This window comes from Stutzerimonas stutzeri, assembly GCF_024448715.1.
GTDB lineage: Bacteria > Pseudomonadota > Gammaproteobacteria > Pseudomonadales > Pseudomonadaceae > Stutzerimonas > Stutzerimonas stutzeri_AR.
The window spans coordinates 258997-284156 of record NZ_JAMOHZ010000003.1; the positions used below are offsets into that span (position 1 = coordinate 258997).

At 60.9% G+C, this 25160-nt stretch carries 25 protein-coding genes and 3 tRNA genes; 7 read left to right on the plus strand and 21 right to left on the minus strand.

Annotated features, from left to right (window positions below):
• Nucleotides 1-257: 257 nt before the first annotated feature.
• On the plus strand, nt 258-749 hold the full coding sequence (locus tag NAV33_RS07980; RefSeq protein ID WP_255978706.1) for a DUF4124 domain-containing protein: 492 nt from the start codon (nt 258-260) through the stop codon (nt 747-749).
• Nucleotides 750-802: 53 nt separating this feature from the next.
• Here NAV33_RS07980 and NAV33_RS07985 read toward each other — a convergent pair.
• The 11 genes from NAV33_RS07985 to rnd all read right to left on the minus strand — a co-directional run bounded on the left by NAV33_RS07985 (nt 803) and on the right by rnd (nt 10322).
• Nucleotides 803-879 (minus strand) — tRNA-Arg (locus NAV33_RS07985).
• A gap of 70 nt (nt 880-949) precedes the next feature.
• Nucleotides 950-1026 (minus strand) — tRNA-Arg (locus tag NAV33_RS07990).
• Between the two features lie 109 nt (nt 1027-1135).
• A tRNA-Ser gene (locus NAV33_RS07995) sits at nt 1136-1226 on the minus strand.
• Between the two features lie 62 nt (nt 1227-1288).
• Nucleotides 1289-1474: a carbon storage regulator CsrA gene (csrA, locus tag NAV33_RS08000; protein WP_003283978.1), complete on the minus strand. Its 186-nt coding sequence runs from the start codon at nt 1472-1474 to the stop codon at nt 1289-1291.
• 182 nt (nt 1475-1656) lie between these two features.
• A complete protein-coding gene (locus NAV33_RS08005) occupies nt 1657-2892 on the minus strand; it encodes an aspartate kinase (protein WP_255978709.1) in 1236 nt (411 codons plus the stop codon).
• A 151-nt stretch (nt 2893-3043) separates the two neighbouring features.
• Nucleotides 3044-5668, minus strand: coding sequence for an alanine--tRNA ligase (gene alaS / locus NAV33_RS08010; RefSeq protein WP_255978711.1), 2625 nt, complete (start codon nt 5666-5668; stop codon nt 3044-3046).
• Between the two features lie 179 nt (nt 5669-5847).
• Nucleotides 5848-6852 carry a low-specificity L-threonine aldolase gene (ltaE, locus tag NAV33_RS08015; RefSeq protein WP_255978713.1) on the minus strand — a complete coding sequence of 335 codons (1005 nt, stop codon included), beginning with the start codon at nt 6850-6852 and terminating at the stop codon, nt 5848-5850.
• A 61-nt stretch (nt 6853-6913) separates the two neighbouring features.
• Nucleotides 6914-8140: a hypothetical protein gene (locus NAV33_RS08020; RefSeq protein ID WP_255978715.1), complete on the minus strand. Its 1227-nt coding sequence runs from the start codon at nt 8138-8140 to the stop codon at nt 6914-6916.
• 52 nt (nt 8141-8192) lie between these two features.
• On the minus strand, nt 8193-8642 hold the full coding sequence (locus NAV33_RS08025; RefSeq protein WP_255978717.1) for a YcgN family cysteine cluster protein: 450 nt from the start codon (nt 8640-8642) through the stop codon (nt 8193-8195).
• A gap of 265 nt (nt 8643-8907) precedes the next feature.
• Nucleotides 8908-9201 (minus strand): YcgL domain-containing protein, encoded by a 294-nt coding sequence (locus NAV33_RS08030; protein ID WP_255978719.1) that lies wholly within the window; start codon nt 9199-9201, stop codon nt 8908-8910.
• Nucleotides 9198-10322 (minus strand): ribonuclease D, encoded by a 1125-nt coding sequence (gene rnd, locus NAV33_RS08035; RefSeq protein WP_255978721.1) that lies wholly within the window; start codon nt 10320-10322, stop codon nt 9198-9200. The genes NAV33_RS08030 and rnd overlap by 4 nt, the downstream gene beginning before the upstream one ends.
• 141 nt (nt 10323-10463) lie before the next feature.
• On the opposite strand from rnd, the gene NAV33_RS08040 reads away from it, so the two are divergent.
• Both NAV33_RS08040 and NAV33_RS08045 read left to right on the plus strand, forming a co-directional pair.
• Nucleotides 10464-11309, plus strand: a complete 846-nt coding sequence (locus tag NAV33_RS08040; protein ID WP_255978723.1) for a sulfurtransferase — start codon at nt 10464-10466, stop codon at nt 11307-11309.
• A 176-nt stretch (nt 11310-11485) separates the two neighbouring features.
• The gene (locus NAV33_RS08045) at nt 11486-12703 is read left to right on the plus strand and encodes an OmpP1/FadL family transporter (protein WP_255978725.1); all 1218 of its coding nucleotides are present in this window, start codon (nt 11486-11488) and stop codon (nt 12701-12703) included.
• A gap of 39 nt (nt 12704-12742) precedes the next feature.
• Here the strand turns inward: NAV33_RS08045 and NAV33_RS08050 are convergent, their stop codons facing one another.
• The gene (locus NAV33_RS08050; protein WP_255978727.1) at nt 12743-13291 is read right to left on the minus strand and encodes a glutathione peroxidase; all 549 of its coding nucleotides are present in this window, start codon (nt 13289-13291) and stop codon (nt 12743-12745) included.
• Between the two features lie 162 nt (nt 13292-13453).
• On the opposite strand from NAV33_RS08050, the gene NAV33_RS08055 reads away from it, so the two are divergent.
• The 4 genes from NAV33_RS08055 to modC are packed head-to-tail and all read left to right on the plus strand — an operon-like array spanning nt 13454 to nt 16808.
• A complete protein-coding gene (locus NAV33_RS08055) occupies nt 13454-14266 on the plus strand; it encodes a TOBE domain-containing protein (protein WP_255978728.1) in 813 nt (270 codons plus the stop codon).
• A 10-nt stretch (nt 14267-14276) separates the two neighbouring features.
• Nucleotides 14277-15029, plus strand: coding sequence for a molybdate ABC transporter substrate-binding protein (modA, locus tag NAV33_RS08060; RefSeq protein ID WP_255978730.1), 753 nt, complete (start codon nt 14277-14279; stop codon nt 15027-15029).
• Between the two features lie 10 nt (nt 15030-15039).
• Complete coding sequence (gene modB, locus NAV33_RS08065; protein ID WP_255979310.1) at nt 15040-15720, plus strand: molybdate ABC transporter permease subunit; 681 nt, start codon at nt 15040-15042, stop codon at nt 15718-15720.
• Nucleotides 15717-16808, plus strand: a complete 1092-nt coding sequence (gene modC / locus NAV33_RS08070) for a molybdenum ABC transporter ATP-binding protein (RefSeq protein ID WP_255978732.1) — start codon at nt 15717-15719, stop codon at nt 16806-16808. Before modB ends, modC begins: the two co-directional genes overlap by 4 nt.
• A 3-nt stretch (nt 16809-16811) precedes the next feature.
• Here modC and NAV33_RS08075 read toward each other — a convergent pair whose 3' ends face one another.
• From NAV33_RS08075 to NAV33_RS08115, 9 genes are all read right to left on the minus strand, one after another.
• Nucleotides 16812-17543, minus strand: coding sequence for an adenosylcobinamide-GDP ribazoletransferase (locus NAV33_RS08075; RefSeq protein ID WP_255978734.1), 732 nt, complete (start codon nt 17541-17543; stop codon nt 16812-16814).
• The gene (locus tag NAV33_RS08080) at nt 17528-18121 is read right to left on the minus strand and encodes a histidine phosphatase family protein (protein ID WP_255978736.1); all 594 of its coding nucleotides are present in this window, start codon (nt 18119-18121) and stop codon (nt 17528-17530) included. Before NAV33_RS08080 ends, NAV33_RS08075 begins: the two co-directional genes overlap by 16 nt.
• The gene (gene cobT / locus NAV33_RS08085; RefSeq protein WP_255978738.1) at nt 18118-19170 is read right to left on the minus strand and encodes a nicotinate-nucleotide--dimethylbenzimidazole phosphoribosyltransferase; all 1053 of its coding nucleotides are present in this window, start codon (nt 19168-19170) and stop codon (nt 18118-18120) included. Before cobT ends, NAV33_RS08080 begins: the two co-directional genes overlap by 4 nt.
• The gene (gene cobU / locus NAV33_RS08090) at nt 19167-19688 is read right to left on the minus strand and encodes a bifunctional adenosylcobinamide kinase/adenosylcobinamide-phosphate guanylyltransferase (RefSeq protein WP_255978740.1); all 522 of its coding nucleotides are present in this window, start codon (nt 19686-19688) and stop codon (nt 19167-19169) included. Before cobU ends, cobT begins: the two co-directional genes overlap by 4 nt.
• 86 nt (nt 19689-19774) lie before the next feature.
• Nucleotides 19775-21226, minus strand: coding sequence for a cobyric acid synthase (locus NAV33_RS08095; RefSeq protein WP_255978742.1), 1452 nt, complete (start codon nt 21224-21226; stop codon nt 19775-19777).
• Nucleotides 21223-22215: a threonine-phosphate decarboxylase CobD gene (gene cobD, locus NAV33_RS08100; RefSeq protein ID WP_255978744.1), complete on the minus strand. Its 993-nt coding sequence runs from the start codon at nt 22213-22215 to the stop codon at nt 21223-21225. Before cobD ends, NAV33_RS08095 begins: the two co-directional genes overlap by 4 nt.
• The gene (cbiB, locus tag NAV33_RS08105) at nt 22208-23119 is read right to left on the minus strand and encodes an adenosylcobinamide-phosphate synthase CbiB (protein WP_255978746.1); all 912 of its coding nucleotides are present in this window, start codon (nt 23117-23119) and stop codon (nt 22208-22210) included. Before cbiB ends, cobD begins: the two co-directional genes overlap by 8 nt.
• Complete coding sequence (bluB, locus tag NAV33_RS08110; protein WP_255978748.1) at nt 23116-23766, minus strand: 5,6-dimethylbenzimidazole synthase; 651 nt, start codon at nt 23764-23766, stop codon at nt 23116-23118. The genes cbiB and bluB overlap by 4 nt, the downstream gene beginning before the upstream one ends.
• Nucleotides 23763-25055, minus strand: coding sequence for a cobyrinate a,c-diamide synthase (locus NAV33_RS08115; RefSeq protein WP_255978750.1), 1293 nt, complete (start codon nt 25053-25055; stop codon nt 23763-23765). Before NAV33_RS08115 ends, bluB begins: the two co-directional genes overlap by 4 nt.
• Nucleotides 25056-25160 lie beyond the last annotated feature (105 nt).

The following is a 25160-nucleotide window of genomic DNA, read 5'->3' on the forward strand; positions in this document are numbered from 1 at the left end:
GGCAAGCGAAACTTTTATACGACTACTGGGCAAATCCATGAGAGGAATCCAGAAACCCGAAAGGGCGGACCGCGCAATAATACCACCGCAACCGCCAAGCCAGACCACGAAATACAAGCAATACAATCGCTTGCACCGCAATCTCAGTAAGGATTGCTTGCTACCAGTGTCGACGCATTCACGTTGCAGGAAGGCACGACTGCAGCGACAGAAATTATTAGCTAGGCTGGCTCGGCAATCGTCAAGGAGGACAACTAATGAATAATTTACTCACAGCAAGTTGTTGCGCGCTGCTTCTCACTGCCACCCCAACGTTCGCCGCAAACATTTATCGCTGCGTCGACGAAGCAGGTCATCTGACCTTCACCCGACAAGGTTGTCCAACGAATCAGTCTGGGCAGTTACAAGAAGCATTGAATCCAACACCAAGCTCCGGCAAGGCCGTTCCCATGGCAAAGCCAAAACCGCGACGCAAGATAAGCCACGCAGAACCAGACAGATCGCTCACCGTCGTAGGCATACAGGACGACGGGTGTGGTAACCGCGTGACGGGCAGCGCAAGACGCCATGCAATGATTAGCCAGCAGGCCCTTCCCGGCATGACCCGCGCCGACATCGAAAGCACTTTCGGCACACCGGACACTGTCACCGGCCGCAACGGACAGGTGCAGTATCGCTACATCGCTGACAAAGGCCGGACAAGAACCGTCAGCTTCGATGAACATGGATGCGTTCGCGGCAAGCGCTGAAAGAAGCGCAAACGAAAAAGGGCCTGCATCGCTGCAGGCCCTTTTTCGTTTTTTGGTGCACTCAGGAGGATTCGAACCTCCGACCGCTCGGTTCGTAGCCGAGTACTCTATCCAGCTGAGCTATGAGTGCATTAGCGCTTGATAAACCAGATCACCGCTGGTTACAGCAACAAATCACATTTCTGCGACTTGTTTTAATATGGTGCACTCAGGAGGATTCGAACCTCCGACCGCTCGGTTCGTAGCCGAGTACTCTATCCAGCTGAGCTATGAGTGCACTGAGGGTGCGCATTATAAGTTCGTGGTTTTATCGGTCAAGTTCTTTGATTCAATGATTTCTCATCAAATTGCATTGCTAAACCAACTCACGATCCGACTATGCAAAATGGCGGAGAGGGGGGGATTCGAACCCCCGACACCCTTTTGAGATGTACTCCCTTAGCAGGGGAGCGCCTTCGGCCACTCGGCCACCTCTCCGCAACACGGGGCGCATAATACCCATCTTTACCCCGCTTGCAAAGCCAAAAAGCAGATAAAAATTAATGGCTTGGTTCTTGATCTTTCTCTTTTTGGATCCGTTGATAAATCTCCTCGCGATGCACCGCTACCTCTTTGGGTGCATTCACTCCTATACGCACTTGATTTCCCTTAACACCCAGTACAGTGACAGTCACATCGTCACCCACCATCAGGGTCTCTCCGACCCGGCGAGTCAGAATCAGCATTCCTTTCTCCTTAAAACGGATTCAATTCAGTAAACAGTCTGCAAAGATAAAAACGGATAATGTTCCGTGAGACATCGACCCTAGAGCCTTTCACCAGCTATTGACCAGTAGGAACGAGTCTAAAGTTCCTTTTACGCTGTTCAAATCGACGGAAGGTGCGAATTGGTCGCACCTTCTGCCAATCACTCCACTTTTCCAGCCGGAGCGTCCAACTCGAAAGCGGTGTGCAGCGCCCGCACCGCCAGCTCTAGATACTTCTCTTCGATTACCACCGACACCTTGATTTCTGAGGTGGAGATCATCTGGATGTTGATGTTTTCCTTGGCCAGCGCTTCGAACATGCGACTGGCGACGCCCGCATGTGAGCGCATGCCCACACCAACGATCGACACCTTTGCAATATCAACATCGCCGATGACCTCGCGGGCACCCATTTCTCGCGCGATGCTTTCGAGCACCTGTAGCGCGTTATGGTAGTCGTTCCGGTGCACAGTGAAGGTGAAATCGGTGGTGTTATCGTGCGCGACGTTCTGCACGATCATGTCGACCTCGACGTTCGCCGCACTGATCGGCCCGAGAATCTTGAAGGCCACTCCGGGCGTATCCGGCACACCACGAATGGTCAGCTTGGCTTCGTCACGATTGAAAGCGATGCCGGAAATAATGGGCTGTTCCATGGATTCCTCTTCATCAAGGGTAATGAGGGTTCCCGGACCCTCCTGAAAGCTGTGCAGCACGCGCAAGGGCACGCTGTATTTACCGGCAAACTCCACGGCGCGGATCTGCAGCACCTTGGAGCCGAGACTCGCCATCTCGAGCATTTCCTCAAACGTGATCTTGTCGAGGCGCTGGGCCTTTGCAACGACACGGGGATCGGTTGTGTAGACGCCATCGACATCGGTATAGATCTGACATTCGTCGGCCTTCAGCGCAGCGGCCAGCGCTACACCCGTGGTATCCGAGCCACCACGCCCGAGCGTAGTGATGTTGCCGTCTTCGTCCACGCCCTGGAAACCGGCGACCACAACGACACGGCCCGCCTTGAGCTCCTTGTGGATGCTCTGCGAATCGATCTGGAGAATGCGGGCCTTGGTGTGAGCGCTATCGGTCAGGATACGAACCTGACTGCCCGTATAAGACACCGCCGGCACGCCAATCTTGATCAGCGCCATCGCCAGCAAGGCGATAGTCACCTGCTCGCCGGTCGAAACCATCACATCCAGCTCACGAGCTACTGGCTGCTCACTGATCTGTTTGGCCAGATCGATCAAGCGATTGGTTTCACCGCTCATAGCCGAGACCACTACGACAATATCGTCGCCGTTGTCGCGGAATTTCTTGACCTTTGCCGCCACTTGCTCGATGCGCTCGACGGAGCCCACCGAGGTACCTCCAAACTTCTGTACGATCAAAGCCATTTCATAGCCGCCTAAGCCCGTCACGGGCGCTCATTAAACAATCAACCCAAGCCGCCAAGTGCACCGGACAGCGGCCTGTCCGGTGCGCAACATGTCCTCAACACGACCTTTATGCCCCAGCCCAGCCACTGTTGTGTTTGCGCCGCCCTTGTTACCGGCTTTGCTCAACGAATGCCTGAGCAAGAGCCAGCGCTTCGTCGATTCGACCCGCGTCGCTTCCGCCGCCTTGGGCCATATCCGGACGCCCACCGCCTTTACCGCCGACAACCGCCGCAGCTCGCTTCATCAAATCGCCTGCTTTCAACCGGCCGGTGAGATCCTGCGTCACCCCTGCCACCAGCACGATTTTTTCATCCTGCACACCACCGAGAAGAATCACACCACTGCCAAGCTTGTTCTTCAGTTGGTCGACCAGAGCCAGCAACGCCTTGCCGTCCAGACCATCCACCCGAGCAGCCAGGGTTTTTACTCCGTTGATATCAACAGCAGAGCCGGCAAGATCATTACCGGTAGCGCTGGCTGCCTTGGCCTTGAGCTGCTCGAGCTCCTTCTCCAGTTGGCGATTGCGCTCCAACACTGAACTCAGCTTATCCAATAGGTTGTCGCGACTGCCTTTGATCAGTGCGGCCGCTTCTTTCAACTGATCTTCGGCACCATTCAGATAGGCCAACGCCTGCTCGCCAGTGACCGCTTCGATACGACGCACACCGGCCGCGACCCCGCCTTCACTGACAATCTTGAACAGGCCGATGTCGCCGGTACGCTTGACATGGGTACCGCCACAGAGCTCGACCGAAAAGCCACCACCCATAGTCAGGACCCGCACCTGATCGCCATACTTCTCGCCGAACAGCGCCATGGCACCTTTCGCCTTGGCCGTCTCGATGTCGGTTTCCTCGATTTCAACGACGGAGTTGCCGCGAATCTCAGCGTTTACCTTGTCCTCGAGCGTCTTAAGCTGTTCAGGTTTGATCGCCTCGAAATGACTGAAGTCAAAGCGTAGACGCTGACTATCCACCAGCGAGCCTTTCTGACTGACGTGCTCACCGAGAACCTGCCGCAACGCTGCATGTAGCAGATGTGTCGCCGAGTGATTCAGCGCTGTCGCCTGGCGAACCGAAGCGTCGACGGTGGCATCGACTGTCGCACCCACCGCCAAACTGCCGCTATCGAGAATGCCGTGATGGAGAAATGCGCTGCCCGCCTTGCTGGTATCGCGAACATCGAAGCGCAGCCCCTCATCTGACAGGTAACCGCAGTCGCCGATCTGGCCACCGGATTCAGCGTAAAATGGCGTCTCGTCGAGAACGACTACGCCCTCCTCGCCCGCCGAAAGGCTCTGTACGGCCATGCCTTCCTTGAACAACGCCAGCACCTTGCCGCGGCCGGCAGTGCTCAAGTAACCGGTAAAGCGGGTCTCACCTTCTACCTTGACCAGGTTGTTGTAGTCCATGCCGAAGGCGCTGGCCGAACGCGCGCGCTCGCGCTGAGCTTCCATTTCGCGTTCGAAGCCTGCTTCGTCCAGTGTCAGTTCGCGCTCACGCGCGATATCGCCCGTGAGGTCCACCGGGAAGCCATAAGTGTCATAAAGCTTGAAGATCACCTCGCCGGGAATGACGTTGCCCTTCAGTTCGGCCAGATCCTGTTCGAGAATCTTCAGGCCCTGCTCCAGGGTCTTGGCGAACTGCTCTTCCTCGGTTTTCAACACGCGCTCGATGTGCGCCTGCTGCTGTTTCAGCTCGGGGAAGGCCTCGCCCATTTCGGCGACCAGCGCCGCGACGATGCGGTAGAAGAAACTGCCCTTCGCACCGAGCTTGTTGCCATGGCGGCAGGCGCGGCGAACGATACGGCGCAGCACGTAGCCGCGGCCTTCGTTGGATGGCGTCACGCCATCGGCGATGAGGAAACCGCAAGAGCGGATATGATCGGCGACGACCTTCAGCGAAGCTTGACCGTCATTGCCGCAACCGATGGCTTGCGCGGACGCATCGAGCAAGCTCTGAAACAAATCGATTTCATAGTTCGAGTTGACGTGCTGCAGCACCGCACTGATGCGCTCCAGCCCCATGCCTGTATCCACGCTTGGCGCCGGTAACGGGTGCATGACGCCGTCCGCGGTGCGGTTGAATTGCATGAACACGTTGTTCCAGATCTCGATGTAACGGTCGCCATCTTCTTCCGGCGAGCCGGGCGGGCCACCCCAGATGTGTTCGCCGTGGTCGAAGAAAATTTCGGTACAAGGACCGCAGGGGCCGGTGTCGCCCATCGCCCAGAAGTTGTCCGACGCGTAGGGCGCGCCCTTGTTGTCACCGATGCGCACCATGCGCTCGGCCGGCACGCCGACGTTCTTGGTCCAGATGTCGTAGGCTTCATCATCGCTGGCGTAGACGGTAACCCAGAGTTTTTCCTTGGGCAGGTTCAGCCACTGCTCAGACGTCAGAAATTCCCAGGCATAGCTAATCGCGTCGCGCTTGAAATAGTCGCCAAAGCTGAAGTTGCCGAGCATCTCGAAGAAGGTGTGATGACGCGCGGTATAGCCGACGTTCTCCAGATCGTTGTGCTTACCGCCAGCTCGTACGCATTTCTGGCTGGTGGTGGCGCGGGTGTAGGCGCGCTTTTCCAGGCCGAGGAAGCAGTCCTTGAACTGGTTCATACCGGCATTGGTAAACAACAGGGTCGGGTCGTTCGCCGGAATCAGCGAACTGGAGGCCACACGGGTATGGCCCTTCTCTTCGAAGAAGCGGAGGAAGGCTTCACGGATTTCTGCGCTTTTCATAGATTTCTTCCAGAAGACTGCGGCCGAACGGCTGCAAAACGACACGGCGAGGCGGCACCGGGAGCCGGTTCGCAACTACCCCAACGGATAGCCGGCAAAGGGCCGCATTATATCGGGCCTACGCCGCGCGCATAGAGGATAAGTAAGATTGAATCAAGCTATTCGACAGCAATTCTGGCCTATGCCCTGGTAAATGCGGCGAAGCTCTCAAGAATGGGTTCGACATGCTCGGGACGCACGTCTAGGTGCGTCACCATTCGCAACCGCGGTGCTGCGGTGAGGATTATTCCGCGCTGCGCGCAGAACGCTTTAAGCGCCCCGGCCCGAGCCCCCATCTGCACATAAACCATATTCGTCTGCACCGGCTCGACGACGTACCCTAGCGCTTCAAGGCCTTTGGCTATTTCGAGGGCGCGCTGATGATCGTGCTCCAGACGCTGCACCTGATGCTCCAGTGCATAGAGCCCGGCGGCAGCCAGCACGCCAGCCTGACGCATGCCGCCACCAACCATCTTGCGCAGCCGTCTTGCCTTTGCGATGAAGGCCTCGTCGCCGCAAAGCACTGAACCGACCGGCGCACCCAAGCCTTTCGATAGACACACCGATACCGAATCGAAGTGGCGGCTGATGTCCTGTGGCGTGCATTTCAACTTGACTACGGCATTGAACATCCGAGCACCGTCGAGATGCAAGGCAAGCCCGCGTTCGCGCGTGAATGCTCTCGCCTCGGCCAGATAATTCAGTGGCAGGACCTTGCCATGCATGGTGTTTTCCAGCGCCAGCAGACGGGTGCGCGCGAAGTGGAAATCGTCCGGTTTGATCGCGGCGGCCACTCGCTCCAGATCCAGAGACCCATCAGCTTCCATCTCGACCGGCTGGGGCTGGATCGAGCCCAGCACCGCAGCGCCACCCGCCTCGTATTTGTAGGTATGGGCCAACTGGCCGGTGATGTACTCGTCTCCGCGCTCGCAGTGCGACATCAGCGCCAATAGATTGCTCATGGTGCCGCTGGGCACGAACAAACCCGCGGCCGTCCCCAATTGCGCCGCCAGGGTCTGCTCCAGCCGGCGTATCGTCGGATCTTCGCCATAGACGTCATCACCCGTCGGTGCGCTCAGCATCGCCTCGCGCATCCCCGGAGTGGGCTGGGTGACCGTATCGCTGCGAAGATCGATGAGACTCATGGCAATTCCTTATTGGATTGGAACTCATACCGCTGATGCATTGGTGCCAGGTTCGCCCAATTCAACGCAACAGGCGGGTATCCAGAACGGCCGAGCCGCTACCCAACATCGTTTCGGTGATATTGACGAAGTCGTCAGTGGTGACCTTGTCGAGGCGCATCAGCCCGCGTGCGACATCATCCAGAGAGTGACGGTTCTTGCTGCGCTGACGGATTTCGCGGTCCAGCTCCTGCAGCAGCAACACAGCTCTGGCCGTGACGGGACCACTGGAGCGTTCGGTGCGCAGACTGTCGACCTTGCGGCTCCACTTGGTCAGATGCTCACGAACCAATTGGTAACGGTCCTCGCTCATGCCGCCTGCTCGGCGCATCAACTCGATGGCGTAGTACTCGGCCAACCCTTCGCTGATCCAGTCGCTGCGATCGGCATCGGTGATTCGGCTGAACACATGCACTAATTCATGGACCAGCGAACTAGTACCATTCTCGCTGACCAACGGACGATCCGCGTGCATGAACAAGGAATTCGGGCCAGAAAGGCCGCCCCGCCACATCGGGTCGCCGGCTCCGACGACCAGCAGCTTCTTCGGATCACGGGGAAATACGTTCTGAACCTCGGGCCAGACGAACGTCAGCAGCGTGAGGATATCCATCCGACGCAGCCCTTCGTCTACCGGGCCGGCTACCGTTACGTCGGTTTCACCGAGTTTGGCCCGGCGGCTACCAAGCTTGCCGGCAAGAATCCAACCGGTCGGGCGATCGAAAAGGCGCTCGGGGTTATCGATGCGAAACCGATTTTTGCCTACCCGCGGCCAGCCAGTTTCTACACTCTTCCAGCCCTTAGGCAGTTCAATCTTCATACGCGAGATCAGCCTGACGCCGTCCTGCTGATCGACGCGACCGGCAGGTATGAGATCGTCGCCTCGCAGCAACACCCAGTCATCGGTCATCCGCGCATCGAAGCGGCCGCTTTTTCGCTGATGACTGACTTTCACCCGATAGCTCAGCCGAGCTTTGCCAGCACCTGGCCGCCAAACGCCGCGACTACCCTCTCCCTGCCAACTGCCTTCGGCGTTGGTCTCGAAACCGCTAAACAGTCCCTCGTCGCCGAGATTGAAATCGAGGTATCTGATGGCATTGCCGTCCTCGACAATCAGCTCGACCTCAGCCACGTCCTGTTCAGGGACGAACTTGACGTTGAAATCCAGATCGACGCGCTTGGCCGCTTGCGCCTGAACGGTGACCAGCAACAACAGAACGGCTAGCAACGGTAGTTGACGGAGGGACATCGAGCGGCTCCAGATAAGGTTCAGTGCTATGACGACGCGGTCAGATGTTGATTCAACCGGCCCGGAAAATCAGATGATCTTCCCAGTCATCCTCGGAGACCGCTCCCTCGGCAATCATTCGTCCGGACTGGGAAATACGCTCGACATGCACGGCATCCGGGTCGCCGCAAACCAGATGATGCCAAAGCGGGAGGTCCTTGCCTTCGGCGACGAGTCGATAGCCACAGGTGGGCGGCAGCCATTTGAATTGAGCTGCATCGGTAGCAGTCAATTGAACGCAATCGGGAACGCTGGCGCGTCGATTTGGGTAATCGCTGCAGCGACAGCTTTTCAGGTCGAGCAGCTTGCAGGCAATACGGGTGTAGTAGACGCTGCCGTCTTCCTCGTCCTCAAGCTTTTGCAGGCAGCACAATCCGCAGCCGTCGCAAAGCGACTCCCATTCGGCCGAGTCCAGCTCGGCGAGGGTTTTGCGCTTCCAGAAAGGTTCAACTTTTGCCGCCATGAAAATTGCCGTCTCATTAAAAGACGCGAGTCTAGCAGGCCGTTGGAGAACTACCTACGTTGGCAATACTGCGTTAAAACAGCCTCAAAATGCTCATTTACAGCACGTAAACTCCGCTTTTTCGGCTGTTTTTGCCTTGTCTTGCCTGCCTCGCCTACGTTTTCAACGGCCTGCTATCCATCGCCCTATGGCCGGCCAAGCTTGGCTGCGCGCAGAGCGATTCAGAGGGCCGGCGGGCGACCGGCGGCTGTGCCTGCTCGTGACATTACACAGGGTCGTTGCGGCGCAGCAGTTCCTCTGGCAAATGTTCGATGTATTCCTCCTCAGGCGGCGGCATTTGAAGGTGGTAACCCTGTTTATCCAGGTTATCGAGCACCGTCGCGATATCTTCCCGTGCCAGCTTGCGCTCCGGGGTCAATACAATATCGAAGGCGTGCTGCGGCGGACCGAAGGCGGTAAGCAACGCTTCGGGTACACGCGCCAGCGCCTCGCTGCGTTCGACGTACAGGTACATTTCGTTCTTGCGCGGGCTTCTATAAATAGAGCAGATGCGTTTCATGACTTCTTTTCCAGTACATCAAGGAGGAGTTGCCCCATTCGCTCACGGCGCCAACCCCGTAATGACTCGGGCAAGCGATAGGGGCCATCGGGATAGCCACTTTTCAACAACGCTTCGAGCACTTTCTTGCGCAGCATCAGCTCAGGAGCGATATCCAGAGTCTGAGCTTCATGCTGTCCAACAGCACGGAGCTTTTTCAACAGGCCCGATGCGTCCAGCGGCAAGGGCTCGGGTAAAGGCTCGGGCCAATCCTGCTCAGGCGTGGTGGCAGCGGTACGGACCAGTTCGAGCAACGTTTCGCCATCCTGCCTGACGGTGCGCGGATGCATGTCCTCGATGCGCGCCAGGCCGACCAGATCGGAGGGCTGGGTACGAGCCAGCGGCCACAAACTGTGCTCGCGCAGGACCCGATTCCGCGGCTGGTTGCGCTCTCGCGCCTGGCGCTCACGCCACGCAGTCAAGACGCGCAGCACCGCCAGTTGTTTCGGCTTGAGGCGCCAGGCCTGCTTGACCTCACGGTAAGCCTCGTCAGGATCGGTTTCACGCTGCAGGTTCGTCACCAGCTCAGCGCCGTCCTCCAGCACCCATGCGCGCTTGTCTTCGGATAGCTTTGGCATCAGCGCTTCGTACAGTTCGGCCAGGTGCTGCGCATCTTCGACGGCGTATTGAATCTGGGTCTCGCTGAGCGGTCGCTGCAGCCAATCGGAACGCGTCTCTCCTTTGGGTAATTCGAGACCTAACACCGCCTGTACCAGTCGCGAATAACCCATGGAAAAACCGATATTCAGGTAACCGGCGGCCAGCTGCGTATCGAACAACGGTGTCGGCAAGCTGCCAGTGAGACGCCAGAGCACTTCCAGGTCTTCGCTGCAGGCATGTAGAACCTTCACCACCGCCTGGTCTTCCAACAAACCGGCAAAGGCAGCCCAATCGGTAATCAGCAATGGATCGATCAGATAGGCACAGCGCCCGTCGCCAACCTGCAGCAAGGCAGCTATCGGGTAAAAGGTATCGACCCGCATGAACTCGGTATCCACCGCGACATATGGCAACTGGCGCCATTCGGCGCACAGGCGGGCCAGATGAGCGTTATCCAAGACCCATTGAGTTTCGATGGCCACTAGGCCCTCCTTTGTTATTCGGCTTGCGATCGGCGTCCGATCGAAGAGGCGCGCAGTATATATCGCGACCGTCTAATCGCTGCGCAAACATCGGCGAGGACCTGCGTGCTAACGTTTCGCGATTACAGAAGGAGCCCCACCATGCCCATCGCTCAACTGATCAGTCCTGAACATTTGTCCAAGCGTCTGCAACAATCAGGTCTTCGCATTCTCGATTGCCGCTTCGCCCTCGACGACGCTGGATATGGACGGCACAGCTATGCCGAGGCGCATATTCCTGGTGCCCGCTATGCCGATCTGGAAAGCGACCTGTCAGGAGAAATCATCCCAGGCGTTACCGGCCGGCATCCGCTGCCGCGGCCGCACGAGCTAGTAGAGAAGTTCAGGAATTGGGGACTGCACAACGACAGCGATATCGTGCTCTACGATGACGGCCCAGGCGCGTTCGCCGCTCGGGCGTGGTGGCTGCTGGCCTGGCTGGGCAAGCGTGACGGTGTCTATCTGCTCGATGGCGGTTTCAAGGCATGGCGCGAGGCCGGGCTGCCGCTGGATGCGAGCGTTCCTGCTGATAGAGTCGGTAGTTTTTCAGGCCACCCGGATGACAGCCTGATCATAGAAGCAGCTCAGCTGTCGAATCGGCTCGAGACGCCAGAGCTGACCCTTATCGACGCACGCGCTCTGCCGCGCTTTCTTGGCGAAGTCGAACCAATCGACCCGGTTGGGGGCCACATTCCTGGCGCAAGCTGCGTTCCATTCACCGAAAACCTGGACGCCACGGGACGCTTTCTGCAACCCGATCAGCTGCGCTCTCGCTTCGATCAGCTACTGACCGACAGGTCACCTGAATCACTGGTGGCCTATTGCGGTTCGGGCGTGACCGCGTGTCACAACCTGTTTGCGCTGTGCCTGGCTGGATATCCCTTGGCGAAACTGTATCCAGGGTCCTGGAGCGAGTGGATCACCGATTCGCAGCGGCCCGTTGCGTGAATTTCGCTCTGCCGGAAGGTGGCTTATCGGTCATATTCTGCCCAAACGGTTTTAACGAACTTCGGTAATAAATCTCTGCCAATCGTCGTGATATTTACGAAAAATTGCACTCTTCCGTTTGCGAGGAATCTGAAAACCTTGGTAGGGTCCGACCCGCTTTTTCCCAGGAGTACACAATGAAAACAACATGGTTGAAGACCGCGATAGCGGTGGCTGTAGGTGCACTTTCCACTCAGGCTCTCGCTGCCGGTTTCGCCCTCAACGAGCAGAGCGTCAGCGGCATGGGCACCTCATTCGCAGGTCGCTCCTCTTCTGCCGATGACGCTACTACGGTCTTTGGTAACCCTGCAGGTATGGCGCTGCTCAAGCGCGAGCAGGTCAGCGTCGGCATGGCTGCGATCAATGCCAAGACCGATATTAAGGATGCCAGTGGTGCACCCGGCAGCAACGACGGCGACATGGTGCCGTTCACTGCTGTGCCGATGGGCTATTACGTCAAGCCTCTGGATGAAAAGTGGGCAGTCGGCGTTGGCGTCTACGTCCCGTTCGGTCTGATCACCGATTATGAAGGGGGGTTCGCGGGTCGCTATCACGGCGACTACAGCGAAGTTCGCGTCATCACCGTCCAGCCAACAGTCAGCTATCGCTTCAATGAAAAGTTGTCGGTCGGCTTTGGCCCGACGATCAACCGTATCGATGGCCAGCTGGAAAGCGCCGTGCCGACAGGACCTTTTCCCGACAGTCGCGTGAAAATCAAGGGTGACGACACAGCTCTCGGTTTCAACGTCGGTGTGCTGTACGAGATTACCCCTCAAACGCGGACCGGCCTTACCTACCACTCCAAGGTGGACTACAAGCTTGAAGGTGACACAACTTTCTCAGGCCTGGCCTTTGGTCCACTCGCCGGCAAATATGATGCGTCATTGGACTTGGAAACGCCGGAGTCGATCGATCTATCCGTTACCCACGAGCTGAATGATCAATGGACTGTCTATGGCGGTGCCATGCTGACCCGCTGGAGCCGGCTGGAGTCCATTGTTGTTGAAAACGAGGGCGCTCCGGTGCCGGTTATTGCCGAAGAACAAGACTGGCACGACACCTGGTCCTACGCACTCGGCGCCGCCTACAAGCTGAACAAGGAATGGACTCTGCGTACTGGCGTGGCCTTGGATCAAAGCCCGACCAACAACACCCACCGCTCGCCACGTATCCCGACTGGCGACCGTACGGCGGTTAGCTTTGGTCTGGCATGGAATCCAACCGACGACATGACGGTTGACCTGGCCTATTCCTACCTTTGGGAAGAGGACACCAAGATCCGCCAGGCGTCCTACAACGCTACTTACGAAAACAGCGCCCATGGCTTCGGCGCAGCCATGACCTACCGCTTCTGATGCACCCCGCCCCGGCCGCTCGGTCGGGGCATCCCCCCGCTATTTGCCCAACGCTTTTTCCACCGCAGCGATCAGCTCAGGGTCATCTGGCTCGACCTTGCTGGAAAAGTAGTCGACCACTTGACCGTTGCGATCCACCACGTACTTGTAGAAGTTCCAGCGCGGCGCGCCTCCGGCCTGCTCGGCTAATTCCTTGAACAGCGGCGTCGCATCGCTACCGCGCACCGGTTGCGTTTGCGCCATCGGGAAGGTCACGCCGTAATTGACATAGCAGACTTCAGCCGTCTCGGCAGCATCGTCCGACTCCTGAAAGAAATCATCGGACGGCACACCTAGAACCGCCAATCCCTCGTCCTTGTATCGCTGATAAAGCGCTTCGAGGCCTTTGAACTGTGGCGCGAAGCCACAAAAGCTGGCGGTGTTGACGACCACCAGCGCCTTGCCCTGGAACTGCTGGCACAGGTCGATGGTTTCCTTCGAACGCAGTTTCGGCAGGTCATGCTGCAGCAAGGCCGGGCACTGATCCGCCGTGGCATTGCCGGCCAGCAGCGTGAGAGCGAGTGAGGCAACGATCAGTTGGATTCTCATGGCAAATCTCCGAGCAGGGTCGCCACACGCTACGCCTGAGCCATCCAACCGGCAACGCCTGCCTTTTTCAGCCAACGCAGCAAATTCCAAACAGCTTCGCCTTCGCTATATACAAATCTATATAACGCTTGTCAGAATGGCCGGCATTCACGAGGGCCAAGCATGAACGATCCACAGCATCTCGGACCATTGCGCATCGACGGCCAGCTATGGTTCAACCGCGGCGAGAAGGGTTATCTCGGCGGCAAACGCATCGAACTGCTGGAACAGATCGAGGCGACCGGCTCGATTAGCCGCGCGGCAAAGGCCATCAACCTCAGCTACAAGGCCGCCTGGGATGCGGTGGACGCGATGAACAATCTCTCGGAACGCCCCCTGGTGGTTCGGGCAGCCGGCGGGGCAAAGGGCGGCGGTACCCAGCTGACCGACTTCGGTCGCGAAATGCTGCACGTCTGGCAGCGCATGCAACAGGAATACGAACGCTTTCTCGCCCAGGTGGCACATGGCGTCGAAGGCTTCGACGACATCGACAAACTACTCCGGGCAATCGCCATGAAAACCAGTGCGCGCAACCAGTTTCGCGGACGCATCACCCAGGTTGAAAAAGGCGCAGTGAACGGCAGCCTGAGCCTCGATATCGGGGAAGGCCAGACGATTACCGCAACCCTGACCAACGACAGCATCGACGAACTCAACCTGGCGCCCGGCAAGACCGCGATGGCGCTGATCAAGGCCAGCTTCGTGCTGCTGTCGCCCGACCCGGCGGTGAAAATCAGCGCCCGCAATCGCCTGACCGGCACCATCAGCAGCCTGACGCCCGGCGCGGTGAATTGCGAAGTCAAGTTGCTGCTGCCCGGCAATCGCACACTGGGCGCGGTCGTTACTAACGAGAGCGCCGAAGAGCTGGGCTTGGCACTCGGACAATCTTGTACGGCTCTGGTCAAGGCGTCACACGTCATCATCGCGGTGGACTAAGGAGAAACGAATGAAGCGTCTTTGCAAAATTGCCGCCCTGTTTACGATTGCGCTGCTGCCTATAGCCGGCCACGCCGCCGAGGTGCAGGTCGCGGTGGCGTCGAATTTCACCAAGCCAATGCAGGTCATCGCCGAACGGTTCGAACAGGACACCGGGCACAAAGCCGTGCTCGCCTTTGGCGCGACCGGAAAGTTCTATGCGCAAATTCACAACGGCGCGCCGTTCGACGTGCTGCTGGCCGCTGACGAAGCGGTCCCAGCCAAGCTTGAAAGCGAGGATCTGGGCGTTGCCGGAAGCCGCTTCCCTTACGCCATCGGCACACTGGTGCTGTGGTCGGCACGCGGCGATTACGTCGATGACCAAACCACACTGACTCGGCAACCCTATCGCCATCTTTCCATCGCCAATCCGAAAACCGCACCGTATGGCGCCGCGGCCATGGCCACGCTGGAGAAGCTCGGCCTGACCGAATCAACGCGTGGCCGGTCGGTACAGGGCGAAAACATTGCCCAGGCGCATCAATTCGTTGCCAGCGGCAACGCCGAACTCGGCTTCGTCGCCCTCTCTCAGGTCGTGGACAATGGTGCGATCGGCGAAGGTTCCGGCTGGATCGTACCGGCGTCCTTTCATCCGCCCATTCGCCAGGACGCCCTGTTGCTTAACAAGGGCCGCGACAATCCTGCGGCGCGGGCACTGCTCGAATACCTCAAAAGCGCAAAAGCCGCCGAGGTAATCGAGGCATACGGCTACAGCCTGGAATGACGTCGCCATGATGCCGCTGGATGACGTCGGCTTGGCAGCCGTTCTGCTGACGCTCAAGCTTGCCGGCATAACCACGCTGTTGTTGCTGGTGATCGGTACGCCAATCGCCTGGTGGCTGGCGCGCACCCATTCACGCCTAAAGGGGCCGATCGGTGCCGTGGTCGCTTTGCCGCTGGTGCTGCCGCCAAGCGTGCTGGGCTTCTATCTGCTGGTCGCCATGGGCCCGAACGGTCCGGTCGGACAGCTGACGCAAAGCCTCGGGCTCGGCACTCTGCCGTTTACCTTTGCGGGTCTTGTGGTGGGCTCGGTGTTCTATTCGATGCCCTTCGTCGTGCAGCCGCTGCAGAATGCCTTCGAGGCCCTCGGCGAACGCCCCCTGGAGGCTGCCGCGACCTTGCGTGCCGGGCCGCTGGATACCTTCTTCAGCGTCGTGCTGCCGCTCGCCCGGCCTGGATTCATCACCGCCAGTATTCTCGGCTTCGCCCATACCGTCGGGGAATTTGGCGTGGTGTTGATGATCGGCGGCAACATTCCCGAGAAAACTCGCGTGCTGTCCGTGCAGATCTACGATCACGTCGAGGCCATGGAATATGCGCAAGCGCACTGGCTTGCAGGCGGCATGCTGGTGTTTTCCTTCCTGGTCTTGCTTGTGCTTTACAGCAGCCGCCTCAAACAGGGATGGCGTGGATGAACGGAGGATCAAGCAGCATTCAGGCGCAGCTGCGGATGGACCATCCCGGCTTCCGGCTGGACGTAGATCTGGAGCTACCCGGACGCGGAGTGACCGCCCTGTTCGGACCCTCGGGCTCCGGCAAGACCAGTTGCTTACGCTGCATCGCAGGTCTTGAGCGCAACGCAACCGGGCTGATCGAGATCAACGGCGAACGCTGGCAGGATTCGGCCAGCGGCTGTTTCGTACCGCCGCACCGGCGCGCGATCGGCTATGTGTTTCAGGACGCCAATCTGTTCGCCCATCTCTCGGTGAAGCGCAACCTGGAATTCGGCATGAAGCGTGTCGCGAAAAACGAGCGCCGCGTGATCTGGGAGCAGGTGGTCGAACTGCTCGGTATAGGTCATCTGCTCGACCGCATGCCCGAACGCCTGTCGGGCGGTGAGCGACAGCGTGTCGGCATTGCCCGCGCTCTGCTGACCAGCCCGCGACTGTTGCTGATGGACGAGCCGCTGGCGGCGCTGGACTTCAAACGCAAGCAGGAAATCCTGCCGTATCTGGAACGGCTGCATGACGAGCTGGAGATTCCCGTCCTTTATGTCAGTCACTCGCCGGACGAAGTGGCGCGACTCGCCGATCATGTGGTGCTGCTGGAAAATGGGCGCGCGATTGCTCAGGGCGGACTGCAGGAAACCCTTGCCCGCCTCGATTTGCCGACCGCCTTCAGCGAAGACGCAGGCATAGTCATCGAGGCGCAGGTTGCAGAACATGACCCCACCTATCACCTCACACGCCTGGTGTTTACTGGCGGCGACGTACTGGTGGGGCAGCGTGATGAAGCAATAGGCCAGCGCCTGCGCTTTCGTGTCCACGCGCGTGACGTAAGCCTGACGCTGGAGCGCGCCGAGGGCACCAGTATCAGCAACCTGCTGCCGGCACGCGTCGAACAGGTAGCCACCGCCGATACGCCCGCGCACGTTCTGGTGCGTCTGGATGCCCAAGGCACGCCGTTACTGGCGCGCATCACCCGGCGCTCGGCCGATCAGCTTGGCGTCGTGGAAGGCAAAGCGTTATGGGCGCAAATCAAAGCCGTCGCCCTGCTTGGCTGAGGTTCAGACCTTTAGCGCCAGCACGACCAATACGCCACCTTCCACCAGCTCCAACAGCGCACCGGCCGTGTCGCCGGTAGTGCCACCGATGCGCCGGCACATGGCCCGACGCGCCAGCACGCCGATGGCTAGGCTCACCATCAGCGCCAGCCAACCGCTCGTGCCCAACGCCAGACAGAAAGCCACGAGCGCAAGCAGAACGATACGAACGGACGCGCGCGGAAGGTGCTCGGCCAGTGCCTGGCCGAGGCCACCGGGACGCATATAGGATGTCGTCAGAAACAACCCGAGCAAAGCTCCGCGCCCGAGCAACGGCGCCAGCAGCAGGGCCATCCGCTCGCCCACGGCAAGCAATGTCCAGAGTGCGACGAACTTGAGAAGCAGCAGCAACACCAGAACCACCACGGCAATCGGACCGCTGCGCGGGTCTTTCATGATCGCGAGGGTGCGCTCGCGATCGCCGAAACCGCCGAGCCAGGCATCGGCGCTGTCGGCCAAGCCATCGAGGTGCAGCGCGCCGGTGAGCGCCACCCAGGCTGCCAGCAACAATGCCGCCTGCAGCGGCACCGCAGCCCCTTCGATTGCGAAGCTGCCAAGCCAGAGAATCGACCCCAGCAACAACCCCACCAACGGGTAATGAAGCAGCGATCGGCCAACGGCCTGCGGCGCGGGCATGCCGCTCAGCCGCACCGGCAGGCTGGTGAGGAACTGCAGCGCGATCAGAAAGGGCTGCATGTTTCTTCCAGCCAGAGCGTGGCGTCGGCGAAGCCGGTTTTCAGCCCGCACATTGCGCCATGGCTCACCTCGACCTGCAGCAATTGCCCGCGCGGCAAGCCACGCGCCTCGGCCAGCAACAGGCGCATCACACCGGCATGAGTGATCAGCAGGATGCGCTCGCCAGCGAAGCGGTCGGTGAGTTGCTCGATCACCGTCAGCACACGCGCCTCGAACTCGACCAACCGCTCGCCGCCTGGCGGCGTGAAACCGTAGGGATCGCTCCAGAAGCGGCCCAAGGCATCGCTTTGATCGACCATCAACTCGGCAGCCGTACGACCTTCCCAGTCGCCGAAATCAAGTTCGCGCAGGTCGGGTTCGAATTCCAGCGGCAGTTTGCGCTGCTCGGCCCACTCCACGGCGAAAGCTGCGCAGCGACGAAAAGGAGAGCTGATGATCCGATCCCAAGGTCCCGCGCCGGCGACCGCTTGGCGCATCTGTAACCAACCAAACTCCGTGAGCGCGTCGTCCAGACGCCCGCGAAAGCCGCCGCCGCAAACCGTCTCGCCGTGACGCAGCATGTCCAGATGCAGGCTCATGCGCTCTGCCCGGCGACGGCTGCTTCGGCGAAGGTCGCCATTTCCTTGTGCAGCGCGCAGGCGAGCCGCAGCAGAGGGACGACCAACGCTGCGCCGCAGCCCTCGCCCAGCCGCAGGCCGAGGTCGAGCAAGGGCCGGGCATCGAGTGCTTCCAGTACCACCAGGTGGCCGGGCTCCGCCGAGCGATGGGCGAACAGCATCCAGTCGCGACACGCGGGATTCAGACGTACCGCGCAAAGCGCCGCCACGCTGCAAATGAAGCCATCCACCAGCACCACGATGCCCTGCTGAGCACAGGCCAGATAGGCGCCGGTCAACGCCGCCAGCTCGAAGCCACCCAGGCGCTGCATCCAACCCAAGGTGTCGTGACAACCGGCATGAAGCGCCAGTGCGCGCTCGATCACGGCGCATTTGTGCGCCACGCCGGCCGCATTCAGGCCCGTCCCAGGTCCTGCCAGATCGCGGGGTTCACATTCCAACAGTGCGCAGGCCAGAGCGGCTGCGGTGGTGGTATTGCCGATGCCCATTTCCCCGCCAATGAACAATGCGGACTGTTCCACTTGTGCACGCATTACACTTTCGCGCCCGGCCTGCAGCGCCTGCAGGCAGATATCCATACTCATCGCCGGCGCCTCGACGAAGTTCGCCGTGCCCGCGCCCAGTGCCAGATGGCGCACGCCGGGCAAAGGCCCGATCGGCGAAGCGGTCCCCAGGTCGATCACTTCCAGCTTCGCGCCGAGCTGACGAGCCAGCACGCTGATCGCAGCGCCGCCATTGACGAAGTTAGCGAGCATCTGCCCGGTCACCGATTGCGGATACGCGGAAATACCTTCTGCGGCGACACCATGATCACCCGCGAAAATGCTGATCCAGACCGGGTCCACGTTCGGACGCTCGTGCCCCCGCAATGCCGCCAGTTGCGGCACCAACGCATCGATGCGACCCAAAGCACCGCCCGGCTTGGTCAGTTGCGCATCGCGCTCCAGCGCCGCCTGGCGCGCACGTTCATCCAGGGCGCGGCAAGGCGCTTGCCACCAGTGTTCGGTCACAACGGTTCTCCTTTCAAAATCATGGGCAGGCCTGCGACGGTGAACACCACGCGCTCGCAGCGTTCGGCCAGCGCCTGGTGCAGCCAACCGGCTTCGTCGACGTAACGCCGGCTCAGCTCACCCAGCGGCACCACACCCATTCCGGTTTCGTTACTGACCAGCAGCACGCGCCCTGGCAGCTTCGCCAGGCATTCGAGCAGTGCGTCGCGCTCTTCGGCCAGGCGCGACGGATCCTGCAGCATCAGCAGGTTGGTCAGCCATAGCGTCAGGCAATCCACCAGCAGGCATCGATCAGCGCCGGCGTGCTTATGCAGCACTGCGGCCAGCGACAGCGGTTCCTCCACCAGCATCCACTCATTTGGTCGTCGCACACGGTGATGGGCGATACGCTCGCTCATCTCGCCATCCAGCGGCTGGCTGGTGGCGATATAGGTGACCGGCATGCCGGATTCGCTGGCCAGACGCTCGGCCAGCCGGCTCTTGCCTGATCGGGCACCGCCGAGAATCAGTTCAGGCATTCCGGTTTTCCTCAAGCGGTCGGATTCTTTGTAGGGCGGGTGCGGCCCGCCGAACGTGGCCGAGATTCAACACGCAACGGCAGCCGTCAAACACCGCACAGCTCACGCAAGAAACGGGTATCCAGATGCGTCTCGACCAGGTCGGCCAAGCGCTCGATGTCACGTTCGCGCAACGCGTGATAATCCACCCGCTGCGCGTTCTCCAACCCGGCCCAGCGCAATAGCGCTTCGCAGGCCGCAGGCGATTCGAACAAACCATGCAGATAAGTGCCGAGCACCTGACCGTCCTCACTGAGAGCGCCATCCGTGCGGCCGTCGTCGAGTTGCACAGCGGCTCGCTCGAGTGCCGGGCCGTTGCTGACGCCCGCGTGGATTTCGTAGCCGCTCACGTCGGCATCGCCCAGACAGAATCGTCCACGCACGTTGCGCAATTGTTTCTCAGCGGCCAGCTCGGTCGACAACGCCAGCAACCCGAGTCCATTACTCTGCCCCGCCGCGCCTTCGAGCCCAAGGGGATCGGCGATGCTTTCACCGAGCATCTGCAACCCGCCGCAAATTCCGAGCACCTTGCCGCCGTAGCGCAGATGGCAACGGATCGCCGCCTCCCAGCCGTTCTCGCGCAACCAGGCAAGGTCGGCGCGAACGCTCTTGGAGCCAGGCAGGATAATCAGATCGACGCCCGGAATTGCCTGGCCGGAACCGACGAAACGCAGGTCGACCTGGGGATGCAGGCGCAACGGATCGAAGTCGGTGTGATTGCTGATGCGCGGCAGCACCGGCACCACCACCCTCAAGGTCTGCTCCGCTTTGGCGGACTGGCGCACGTCGATCGCGTCCTCAGCTTCCAGATGGAAATCCATCAGATAAGGCAACACGCCCAGCACTGGTTTGCCGGTGCGCTGTTCCAGCCAGTCCAAGCCTGGTTGCAGGAGCGCGATATCGCCGCGAAAGCGGTTGATCACAAAGCCCTTTACCCGCGCCTGCTCGCTTTGACTGAGCAGTTCCAGCGTGCCGACCAGATGGGCGAAGACCCCGCCCTTGTCGATATCGGCGATGAGAATGACCGGGCAATCCACCGCCTCGGCGAAGCCCATGTTGGCGATGTCGTTGGCGCGCAGGTTGATCTCCGCAGGCGAGCCGGCGCCTTCGACCATCACCACCCGATACTCAACACTCAGGCGGCGATGCGATGCAAGCACCGCGTCCATCGCGACACGCTTGTAGTCGTGGTACGCCACGGCATCCATGTTGCTGACGGCGCGGCCGTGAATGATCACCTGCGCGCCGATGTCGCTGTTGGGCTTGAGCAGCACCGGGTTCATATCGGTGTGCGGCGCTAGCCCGGCGGCCTGCGCCTGCACGGCCTGAGCACGGCCAATTTCGCCGCCTTGCGCCGTCACGGCGCTATTGAGCGCCATGTTCTGCGGCTTGAACGGCGCGACGGACACGCCTTGTCGGCGAAGCCAACGGCACAGCGCGGTCACCAACGTGCTCTTCCCGGCATCGGACGTAGTGCCCTGAACCATCAGCGTGCTCATGCGCGAATCTCCTGATAGCAAGCCAATGCGCGACTCAGGCGAGACCAGCCCAGCTCCTCTGCCGGCAGACCGAAACGCAGGCTCGGCGGATAGTGAAAACGGCGAACGAGAATGCCCTGACAGGCAAGAAATTCGTACAGCAGGCCCGCCTCTTCGGTTACGACCCACTGAAACAGGCCACAACTGCCTGCAGGCGGCAGGCCGCTGGTTGTCAGCAGCTGGGCCAGCCGCTCGCCTTCAGCCAGGAGCCGTTCACGCTGTCGGCGTTGTCCTGCGCAGTCGCCAAGCAGTGCCGTGCCGATGAACCGTGACGGGCCGGCGATCGGCCAGGGGCCCAATGCATTTTCCAGCGCGCCCAGCAGCTCAGACTCGGCTAGAACGAAGCCGAGCCGCGCGCCGGCCATAGCGAAGAATTTGCCAAACGAGCGCAGCACGATCAGCCCTGGCAGATGGCCGTAGGACGCCAGGCTGAGCTCGGGCGTCGGATCCATGAACGCCTCGTCGACCACCAACCAGCCGCCGCGCGCCGCCAGCCGCGCATGCCAGTCGAGTAGTTGTTCGGGCGGTAACAGGCGCCCGGTGGGATTGTTCGGATTGACCACCACCAGGACGTCGAGCTGATCAAGCGTCCGCAGTACGGCCCCTTCGCTGAACTCGCTGACGCGATGCCCTTCGCGACGCCATGCCTCGGCGTGCTCGCCATAACAGGGCGAGACGATGCCGACCTGCGAATTCCGACGCAGCCGCGGCAGCATCTGGATCGCGGCTTGCGAACCTGAAACCGGCAGCAGCGACTCGGCGCCGTAATAATCGCGGGCCGCAGCGGCCAGCTCGTCCTCGGCTTCCGGCAGCCGCATCCAGACGTCAGCGGGCACAACCGGCAGATTGAATCCATAAGGTGCGATGCCAGTGGACAGGTCGAGCCAATCCGCCAGCGGGATACCGAAATCGCGCGCCGCTGCCCGCAGCCGTCCGCCATGTTCAAGCATGCAGCCAGCCTCCCAGCAGCAATGCCAACAGCCAAAGACCGACGCCAGCCCAAACCATGTCCAACGCGCGCTCAATATCGCGCGCGCCGGGCGCTTCGCCCTCGCCCAGGGCCGGACGCTGATGCAGCACATCCTGATAGATCGCCGGCCCGCCCAGCGACACACCCAGCGCGCCGGCACCGGCGGCCATCACCGGGCCGGCGTTGGGGCTGTCCCACAAGGGCGCCTGACGTCGCCAGCAGCGCCAGGCTTTGTCCGTTTGGCCCAGCACGGCGTAGGTCAGCGCGACCAATCTGGCAGGAATGAAATTGAGCGCGTCATCGATGCGCGCGGCGGCCCAGCCGAAGCGCTCGAAGCGCTCGGTGCGATAGCCCCACATGGCATCCAGCGTGTTGCTCAGGCGATACAGGATTACACCAGGCGCGCCGGCAATCGCGAACCAGAACAGCGTGGCGAAGACCGCATCGCTACCGTTCTCCAGCGCCGATTCGGTCGCTGCGCGAGCCACGCCCTGCTCGTCCAGTGCACTGGTGTCGCGGCTGACGATGAAACCCACACGTCGCCGCGCCTCGGTCAGATCGCCACTGCGCAGCGCGAGCGCCACCGGCATCAGATGTTCGCCCAGGCTGCGCAGGCCGAGCGCGAGGTACAGCAGCAGGATTTCGATCAGCCAGCCAATGCCTGGCAACAGGCTCAACAACCAGGCGATGACGGTTAGCGGCAACACCGCGAGGCACCAAGCGGTGACGCCATGGCTGCGCCAGCCGCGACCGCCCGGACCGTTGAAATGCTGCTCCAGTCGGTCAGCCAGCCGTCCGAAGATCACCAGCGGATGGCTGCGACGAGGCTCGCCCAGCAACGCATCCAGGCCGACTCCGGCGAGGCAGCTCAGCGCCACGCTCATTGCGGTTCCTCCCAGCCGTCCTCGAACAGCAGTTCCTGCAACGGCCGAGGTTGCGTCCAGCCCTGCAGCGCCAGCATCGGCGCCGGATAGAACGCATCGACCGGGCCAAGGCAGATCACCGCCACCGGCTCGGCACCGGTGGGCATCTGTAGCAGCTCGGCCAGTGCCTGAGGATCGAACAACGACACCCAGCCCATTCCCAACCCTTCCGCTCGCGCGGCGAGCCAGAGGTTCTGGATGGCGCAGGCCGCCGAGGCCAGGTCCATCTGCGGCAGGGTGCGGCGTCCGAATATGTGAGTGTCGCGTCCTTCCATCAGCGCGACGACCAGCAGTTCGGCGCAGTCCTTGATGCCCTCCACCTTCAACTGCATGAATTCACGACCACGCTCGCCCAGCGCCTCGGCGGTCAGCACACGTTCCCGCTCGACCAGTTCGGCGATGGCCGAACGCAATTCGGCGCGCCGGATACGGATGAATCGCCAAGGCTGCATCAGTCCGACGCTGGGTGCCTGATGCGCGGCTTCCAGCAATCGTGCGAGCAGCTCGGGCGCTATTTCGCCGCCGCTGAAATGGCGCATGTCGCGTCGTTCGGCGATGGCGCGGTAGACGCCGGCGCGCTGCGCCTCGGTGAAGGCGTGCTCGCTCATGGCTTGAACAACGCCGCAGCCGCGTGGGGATTGGACGGCATATAGAAGTGGATATAAGACGCCGTCAGCCGACCCTGCCGATAAACCGCTTCGGCGGTGCGCTTGTAGTTCGGACATTCGCCTTGCGCGATGGGCTGCATGGTCGTTTCGAGCAAAGAATGATGAAAGGTGTGGCCGCGCAGACGCCCTTCCGGCAGTTCAACCTCTTGCAGCGCCAGTGCGGTCAGGCGCTTTTGCATCTGCGCCTCCCCTGAGAGCAAGCCGAGCATGTCCTCGCGTGCACCAGCCTGGTCGGTCAGCGCATCGAGCAGATAGAGCATGCCGCCGCATTCTGCGAGGATCGGTTTGCCCGCCGCGTGATGCGCCCGGATCGCCTCGCCCATGGGGCGATTGCGAGCCAATGTGGATAGATGCAACTCGGGATAGCCACCCGGCAGGTACAGGCTGTCCACCGCGGGCAGCTTGGAAAAATGCAGCGGAGAAAAGAACAGCAGCTCGGCACCAAGCGCCTGCAGCAAATCGAGATTGGCCTGATAGACGAATGCGAACGCGGCATCACGTGCAATGCCGATGCGCACGCCCTGCAGCAACGGCGGCACCGTCAAGGGCTCCGGCGGTGGGAAGCTGACCGGCGCTGGCAACTGGCTATCCGCACTCGCCGCCAGCGCATCGGCAGCCGCATCGAGCCGGGCATCCAGATCTGTCAGTTCCTGCGCCTGCACCAGCCCGAGATGCCGGCTCGGCAAGCCCGCCGACTCGCTGCGCGGCAAGGCGCCGAACCAGTCGATATGCTCCGGCAAGCAGTCCCGCAAAATCTCGCCATGCCGGCTGCTGCCGACCCGATTGGCCAGCACGCCCGCAAATGGCAGGTCCGGCTGATAGCTGGCCAGGCCGTGTGCCAGCGCGCCGAACGTCTGCGCCATGGCCGAACCATCAATAACCGCCAATATCGGAATGCCGATGTGCCGCGCCAGATCGGCAGCCGACGGTGTGCCGTCGAACAGACCCATCACCCCTTCGATCAAGATCAGGTCGGCCTCGCCCGCCGCTTCCCACAGCAACCGTCGGCTCTCGGCTTCGCCCACCATCCACAGATCCAGCTGATAGACGGGATGACCGCTTGCGCGCGCCAGCACCATGGGATCGAGAAAGTCCGGGCCGCATTTGAACACCCGTACGCGCTTGCCCTGACGCGTATGCAAGCGCGCCAGGCCGGCGGTGACGGTGGTCTTGCCCTGGCCGGACGCTGGCGCCGCAATAAGCAGTGCGGGGCAGCTTCTGCTATTCATCGCGGCCTCTGATCATCGTAGGGTGGATGACGCTTCACCCAGCCACCAACGCCAACGGTGGATGAAAAAAGCGTCATCCACCCTACGCATGTCTGGATCGCAGAC